Genomic DNA, 6755 nt, shown 5'->3' on the forward strand with positions numbered 1-6755 from the left:
TCCTCGGGGCCGCGCTCCGGCGGCCCCGCTTCCTACGACTGCCGTTGGTAGAACGGCAGTTCGACCACGTCGACGGCCTCGCCCCGTCCGCGCACGTCCACGGTGAACGCGCCGGTCGCGGTGTCGAGGTCGCCGTCCACGTAGGCCATGGCGATGGGGCGGCCCAGGGTGGGGGAGGGGGCGCCACTGGTGGTGACTCCGATGACGGTGCCGTCGCGCAGCACGTCCATGCCCTTGCGGAGCGGGCGGCGGCCACGGGAGGCGAGCCCGATCAGTCGGCGGCCGCGCGAGGTGCGCGAGGCCTCCTCCAGCGCCGCGCGGCCCACGAAGTCGCCCGGCTTGTCGAGCTTGACCACGCGGCCCAGGCCGGCGTCGAAGGGGGTGAGCTCGGCGGAGAGCTCCTGGCCGTAGAGCGGCATCCCGGCCTCCATACGGAGGGTGTCGCGGGAGGAGAGCCCGGCCGGGACCAGCCCGAGCGGGGCGCCCTCGGCCATGAGCGCGGCCCAGACCTCGGGGGCCCGTTCGGCGGGGCGGACGAAGATCTCGAAGCCGTCCTCGCCGGTGTAGCCGGTGCGGGCGAGCAGGACGGGAACCCCGGCCACGGTGTGCTCGTACCCGGCGTAGTAGCGGATGTCGTCGAGGTTGGCGTCGGTGAGGGGAGCGAGGACCTCGACGGCGCGCGGACCCTGGACCGCGATCAGCGAGTAGTCGGCGGACTCGTCGGTGACCTCGACGTCGAAGCCGCAGGCGCGCTCGACCAGGGCCTGGGCCACCACGGACACGTTGGCCGCGTTGGCCACGACCAGGTACTCCTGCTCGCCGAGCCGGTAGACGATGAGGTCGTCCAGCACGCCGCCGTTCTCGGCGGTGATCATAGTGTAGCGGGCGCGACCCACCTTGACCTTGGACAGGAAGCCGACCAGGGCGTGGTCGAGCGCCTCGGCGGCCTGCGGTCCGCTCAGCCGGATCTCGCCCATGTGGGAGAGGTCGAAGAGTCCGGCGGCCTCACGGACGGCCGTGTGCTCGGCGGTCTCGCTGTCGTAGCGGAGCGGCATCAGCCATCCGGCGAAGTCGACGAGGGTCGCCCCGGCCTCTTCGTGGATCTTGTGCAGCGCGGTGAGGCGCGGCGCGGTCTCTGACATGGGCACTCCCGAGAGGATGGGTGTCGTGCGTAAGGCGTTGCCATCCTCCCCCTCTGTCATGGGTGCCTGAGAGCTTCACCGCGCGCTCGGCGTGGTTTGCACCTTCGGCGAGGGAACGCGTCCCTGCTTTCCAGAGTGGTCTCGCCCGTACGGTCCGCTGTGCCTGAGAGGTTGTCTTCGGGGAGGGATTGCTCCTTCGGCGGCCCACGCTGGATACGCGGACACTCTCCCGTACGGGGTCTGCGACAGCCTCAGCCTAGCAGCGGCGACATCGGAGGCCCACGACAACCCGGGCGGTTGTGGACGACCGCCGGGGCCCGCCCGGGCGCGCGGAGCCCGAGCCGCCGACACGCCCGCGCGACCTCGCGAACCCGGGTGTGTGACCTCCGGGCATCATCTAGCTTTGAGGGTGGACCCCGTTCGGACAGCCCGTGGAGGAGACGAGTGCGTACCGACACCGAACACGCTCCCGGCAGGGCCGGGCGCGCCTCCGGCCGCTTCGTCCTCGGAGCCGCCGGTTGCGTGATCACCCTGCTCGGCGGGGCGGCCTGCGGTGGCGCGGACGATCCGGAGCCCGCGCAGGGCACGGTCGGCAACCCGATCGAGCTGGGCGACGTGCAGACCGTGGAGCGCGAGGACCTGGAGGCCGTCTTCGCCGAGGCCGGGGTGGAGGGGACGTTCGTGCTCTTCGACGCCGGTGCCCGGTCCGCCGTGGTGGTGAACCCGGACGCCGCGGGCGAGCGCGCCGTCCCCGCGTCGACCTTCAAGCTCCCGAACACGCTGATCGCCCTCCAGACCGGCGAGGTGTCCGACGTGGACGAGGTGATCGCCCCCGAGTCCGGCGACGAGCTGAGTCTGCGCGAGGCCCTGCCCACCTCCGACGTCCCGGTACACCAGGAGGTCGCGGACCGGATCGGTTACGAGCGGATGTCCACCTGGGTGGACCGCTTCGACTACGGCAACCGCAACATCGGCGATGAGGGGGCGATGGACCGGTTCTGGTTGGAGGGCCCCCTGGAGATCTCCGCCCTGGAGCAGGCGACCTTCGTCGCCGAGCTGGCCCGCGAGGAGCTGCCCGTCGACGTGGAGCACCAGCGGGCCCTGCGGGATCTGCTGCTGGTCGAGGAGGGGCCGCGCCACCAGTTGTTCGGCCGCACCGGCCTGGGTGTGGACGTGGACCCCGTGCCCGGTTGGTGGGTGGGCTGGGTCGAGCGCGACGCGGAGCTGCACACGTTCGCGCTGCGTCTGGAGGTCGAGGACGAGGAGGACGCGGAGCTGCGCGAGTCGCTGGGCCGCGAGCTCCTGGTGGCGCTGGACGTCCTTCCCGCCGCCTAGGGGTCTGTCGGGGAGCGCAGCTGGACCGGCACCGAGCGCACGAAACGCTGTTCGGCGTCGGTCACGCCGCCCATGAACTTGAACGTGCGCAGCGTCATCCGCCGGTCGGCGATACGCAGCCCCGGCAGCTCCTCCAACAGTCGGCGCTCCACCCGGGTGAGGTCGGGCGCGTCGCGCAGCCACAGGATGAACAGGGTGTTCTCCGGGCCCGCGATGGTCGTGCACAGCCGTACCTCGGGAATGCGTTCTCCCAGGTCGGGCACGCCGTCCAGCACCTGGGGGTCGACCGTACCCCACAGGGTGGCGGCGCTGGGCCACCCCATGTGCGCGCGGGAGATGTCGCAGCGCAGCCCGAGGAGGCCGTCCCGCAGCAGCCGGTTGATCCTCCGCGCCGCGGTGGTGGGCGCGACGTCGAGGCGCTCGGCGATGGCCTGGTAGCCGAGTCGGGCGTCGGCGCACAGCAGGTCCACGATGGCCTGGTCGAGTTCGGTGACGCGTTCGTTGCCCGCCGGGTCGCGCAGAGCGGGTGACAGCGCCCGCAACCGGCGCCGTTGGCCGGGGGAGAGGGCCCGAACCTGCCACAGGTAGGCCTCCCGGGGCACCTCGGTGACCACGTGGACCCGGTAGGAGACCACGTCGGGGATAGCGCCCACCCAGTTCAGCAGGTAGTCCGCCAGCCCGGCGCCCGGCACCACGGTGAGCATGAGCTGGTGCGACCCGGCCACGAACTGGATGCTCAGGGTGTCACGGTCCTCGGCCAGGGCCGCGGCGACCCGTTCCACTGATCCGTTGCGGCAGCTCAACTCCACATAGCTGAGGTTCCGACGGGCCATCACCCGGCGGCGCGGAAACGCGGCGATGCGCGCCAGTCCCTCCTCCTCCAGGCGCCTCCACCGGCGGGCGAGCGTGGTCGGGTCCGCGTCCAGGACCGGCCCGAGCTCGGCCCAGGTGGCCCGGGGCGCCAACTGGAGGGCGTTGATCAGAGTCAGGTCGAACTCGTTGGGCATGCTCGATTCCGGCAGAATCCACCTCCTCAGTAGGGATTTCCGGCGATTCCCGAAGGTTACCGGAGCATCCGCGTAGGTTTCCGCAAGATCAGAAACGCGGCCCTGAGCTGCGAGTTCCCCGTTGGTTCACGCGCCGTCGCGCCCGGACACCCCACCGTGGGCCCGGGCCCGGCGCCGGGAGGAAGGTGGCGTCGATGACCCCTGCTGACAGGACCGTCGTGGTCCGGAACGGGAGCCTGATCGACGGGACGGGGTCCGCGCCCCTGCCCGACGGAGCGGTGGTCCTGCGTGGAGGCCGGGTGGACTGGGTCGGCCCCGCCGACCGGGCACCGCTGATCGGCGGACCGCACCGGGTGGTCGACGCCGCAGGGGGCACGATCCTGCCGGGCTTCGTCGACACGCACGTGCACATGACCATGTCCGGCGACGGCATGAACCCGGCCGACCTGATCGACCAGCCGCCGCACTACGGGTACTTCACCGCGATCCCGCGCCTGCGCGCCACCCTCGACGCCGGGGTCACCAGCGTCCGCGACCTGGCCGGTCTCGACCAGGCCGTGGTGCGGGCCGTCGACGAGGGCATCGTCCCCGGCCCCCGTGTGACCACCGCCTACCGGGCGCTCGGCCCCACCGGCGGGCACGGCGACTTCCGCACCTGCTGCGGCTTCGACTACGGCACGGTCCTGGGCCCCGACGGCGCCGTCTCGATCAACACCGACGGTCCCGCCGAGGCCCTGCGCGCCACCCGCGAGGTCATGCGCAAGGGCGCCGGGGTCATCAAGGTGATGGCCAGCGGCGGGGTGTGGAGCCCCCAGGACACACCCTGGCACGACGGGCTCAACATCGAGGAGATGTCCGTGATCGTGCGCGAGGCCGCCAGCCACGACATCCCCGTGGCCGCCCACGCGCAGAGCGCCCGCAGCGTCCGCAACGCCCTCACCGCGGGGGTCACCAGCGTGGAGCACGGGTACGAGATCGACGACGAGGGCGTCGAACTCATGCTGGAGCGCGGCGCCTACCTGGTGCCCACCCTGTCCACCGCCACCACCCCGCCCGACCCGGCGAGGTCCGCCGACTACGCGGTCGCCAAGAAGCTCCGACTCCAGGAGCACCTGAGCGAGAACATCACCGCCGCTCTGCGGGCGGGGGTCCGCGTGGCCCTGGGCACCGACGCGGGCATCTGTCCGCACGGTCGCAACCTGCGGGAACTGGCGCTCCTGGTGGAACACGGGCTGAGTCCCATGGGAGCACTCCTCGCGGGCACCCGCGACGCGGCGGCGCTGCTCGGTCTCGGTGACGAGATCGGCACCCTCGAACCCGGCAAGCGCGCGGACGTCGTCGTCTGCTCGGGCGACCCCCTCGCCGACATCACCCTGCCCGGTGACCCCGACAACGTCACCGTCGTCATCAAGGACGGCGTGGTCCACAAGGACACCACCGGTCGCCGACCGGGCGCCGCGTCCTGACCCGGCCTCCATGGTCCCCGCCCCACCCCTCCCTCCACCACCAGAGGTGACCCATGAGCACCCCGCGATCGAAGCGGAGCGGCGCCGTCGAGGCGCGCCCCGGACTCCTCACCCGCGGCCTCGACACCATCGAGCGTCTCGGCAACAAGATCCCCGACCCCTTCGTCCTCTTCCTCCTGCTCTTCGCCGTGGTCGCCGTGGCCTCCTCGGTCCTCTCGGCGATGGGCGCCACCTACGAGGTGCCCGGAAGCGAGGAGGGCGTCCAGCCGATCCGGGGGTTCTTCACCGCGGGGGGCCTCACCTGGTTCACCACCCACCTGGTTCCCAACTTCATCGGGTTCCCGCCGCTGGGCGTGGTGTTGACCATCCTGCTCGGCGTCGGGATCGCCCAGCGGACCGGCCTGCTCAACACCCTGGTCCGCCGGGCCTTCGGCGGCGCGCCGAAGTGGATGCTCCCCTACGTGGCCGCCCTGGTCGCCGTCTCGGGCAGCATCATGAGCGACGCCGCGATGGTGGTCATCCCCCCGTTGGCCGCGATGGTCTTCAAGGCGGCGGGACGACACCCCGTCGCCGGGCTGCTGGGCTCCTTCGCCGCCGCCATGGCCGCGTTCAGCTGTAGCCCCTTCATCACGAGCACCGACGCCCTGCTGTCCGGCATCACCAACACCGCCGCCGCGTCGGTGGAGAGCCTGGGCACCACCCACGTCAGCCCGATCTCCAACCACTTCCTCACGTTCACCATCGCGGTCGTGCTCAGCGCCGTGGCCGGTCTCCTCATCGACCGCGTCCTCGAACCCGCTCTGGAACGCCGGGGGGTCAGCCGTGAACAGACGGGAGCGAATGCCGCCGTCAGCGGGGAGGGCGAGGACCGTCCCGACCTGAAGATGGACTCCGAGCTCACCGCGAGCGAGCGAGCAGGGCTGCGCTGGGCCGGGATCTCCCTGGTGACCACGGTGATCGCGGTCCTGGCGGTCACGCTCCCCGCGGGCTCGCCCATGCGCAACGAGGACGGCGTCTTCCTCCCCACCTCCCCGCTGCTCGGCTCGGTGGTCTTCCTCGTCTTCCTCACCCTGGCCGTGCCCGGCGTCGCCTACGGTGTCTCCACCCGGGCGATCCGGGGCGGCGCCGACGTGGCGCGGATGATGGGGCACACGGTCAAGGAGATGTCGGGCTTCATCGTCCTGGCCTTCGTCATGGCGCAGTTCCTGGAGCTGTTCAACTGGACCGGCCTGTCCACGTGGATCGCCATCAAGGGCGCGCAGACCCTGGAGGCCACCGGGTTCACCGGGTTCGGCGCCATCCTCTGCTTCGTCCTGCTGGCCTGGCTGATCAACTTCCTCATCATCTCCGGCTCCGCCCAGTGGGCCCTGTTCGCCGTGGTGTTCGTGCCGATGTTCGCCCTCCTGGGCTACGAACCCGGGTTCGTGCAGGCCGCCTACCGGATCGGCGACTCCACCTCCAGCGTGCTCTCGCCGCTCAACCCGTACGTGATCATCGTCCTCGGCTTCCTCAAGTCCTACGAGCCCAGAGCGGGCATCGGCACCGTGATCGCGCGCTGTCTGCCCTTCTCCCTGGTCTTCCTGGTGATGTGGGTCGCCGTCTTCGCGGTGTTCTACTTCGGCGGACTGCCCATCGGCCCCGGCATGTACGCACGCCTCTAGGGCGTGTTCCGCGGATCATTCCGGGCTCGCGACCACCAGGCTGCCTCTTGCTGCGCCGACTTCGCTCGGACAGCCAAACCCGGGCGGGCCCCCGCTGTGCGACACTGCGGAGCTTGCGGAGCAGAGCACAGTAGGGGCAGCTTC

5 protein-coding genes and 1 riboswitch are annotated in these 6755 nt (G+C 71.4%); of the genes, 3 read left to right on the forward strand and 2 right to left on the reverse strand.

All coding sequences use genetic code 11. The features are described from left to right. Positions 1 to 32 precede the first annotated feature (32 nt). Entirely contained in the window at positions 33 to 1142 is a 1110-nt protein-coding gene (gcvT, locus tag ACFYL4_RS25945) for a glycine cleavage system aminomethyltransferase GcvT (protein WP_387521793.1), read from the reverse strand. Between the two features lie 140 nt (positions 1143 to 1282). After that, positions 1283 to 1384: riboswitch (glycine riboswitch) on the reverse strand. A 202-nt stretch (positions 1385 to 1586) separates the two neighbouring features. Here gcvT and ACFYL4_RS25950 point away from each other — a divergent pair. Next, positions 1587 to 2477 carry a penicillin-binding transpeptidase domain-containing protein gene (locus tag ACFYL4_RS25950; protein WP_387521795.1) on the forward strand — a complete coding sequence of 297 codons (891 nt, stop codon included), beginning with the start codon at positions 1587 to 1589 and terminating at the stop codon, positions 2475 to 2477. On the opposite strand, the gene ACFYL4_RS25955 is transcribed toward ACFYL4_RS25950, so the two are convergent. Further along, the gene (locus ACFYL4_RS25955) at positions 2474 to 3484 is read right to left on the reverse strand and encodes an Lrp/AsnC family transcriptional regulator (protein WP_387521797.1); all 1011 of its coding nucleotides are present in this window, start codon (positions 3482 to 3484) and stop codon (positions 2474 to 2476) included. The two genes, ACFYL4_RS25950 and ACFYL4_RS25955, sit on opposite strands and share 4 nt — an antisense overlap. 194 nt (positions 3485 to 3678) lie before the next feature. On the opposite strand from ACFYL4_RS25955, the gene ACFYL4_RS25960 reads away from it, so the two are divergent. Together ACFYL4_RS25960 and ACFYL4_RS25965 are read left to right on the forward strand one after the other, a co-directional pair. Continuing rightward, positions 3679 to 4950, forward strand: coding sequence for an amidohydrolase family protein (locus ACFYL4_RS25960; RefSeq protein WP_387521798.1), 1272 nt, complete (start codon positions 3679 to 3681; stop codon positions 4948 to 4950). Between the two features lie 53 nt (positions 4951 to 5003). After that, positions 5004 to 6611 (forward strand): AbgT family transporter, encoded by a 1608-nt coding sequence (locus ACFYL4_RS25965; protein WP_387521800.1) that lies wholly within the window; start codon positions 5004 to 5006, stop codon positions 6609 to 6611. Positions 6612 to 6755: the final 144 nt, after the last annotated feature.

It is taken from the genome of Nocardiopsis sp. NPDC006938 (genome assembly GCF_042869555.1).
In the GTDB taxonomy this organism is placed as follows: Bacteria; Actinomycetota; Actinomycetes; order Streptosporangiales; family Streptosporangiaceae; genus Nocardiopsis.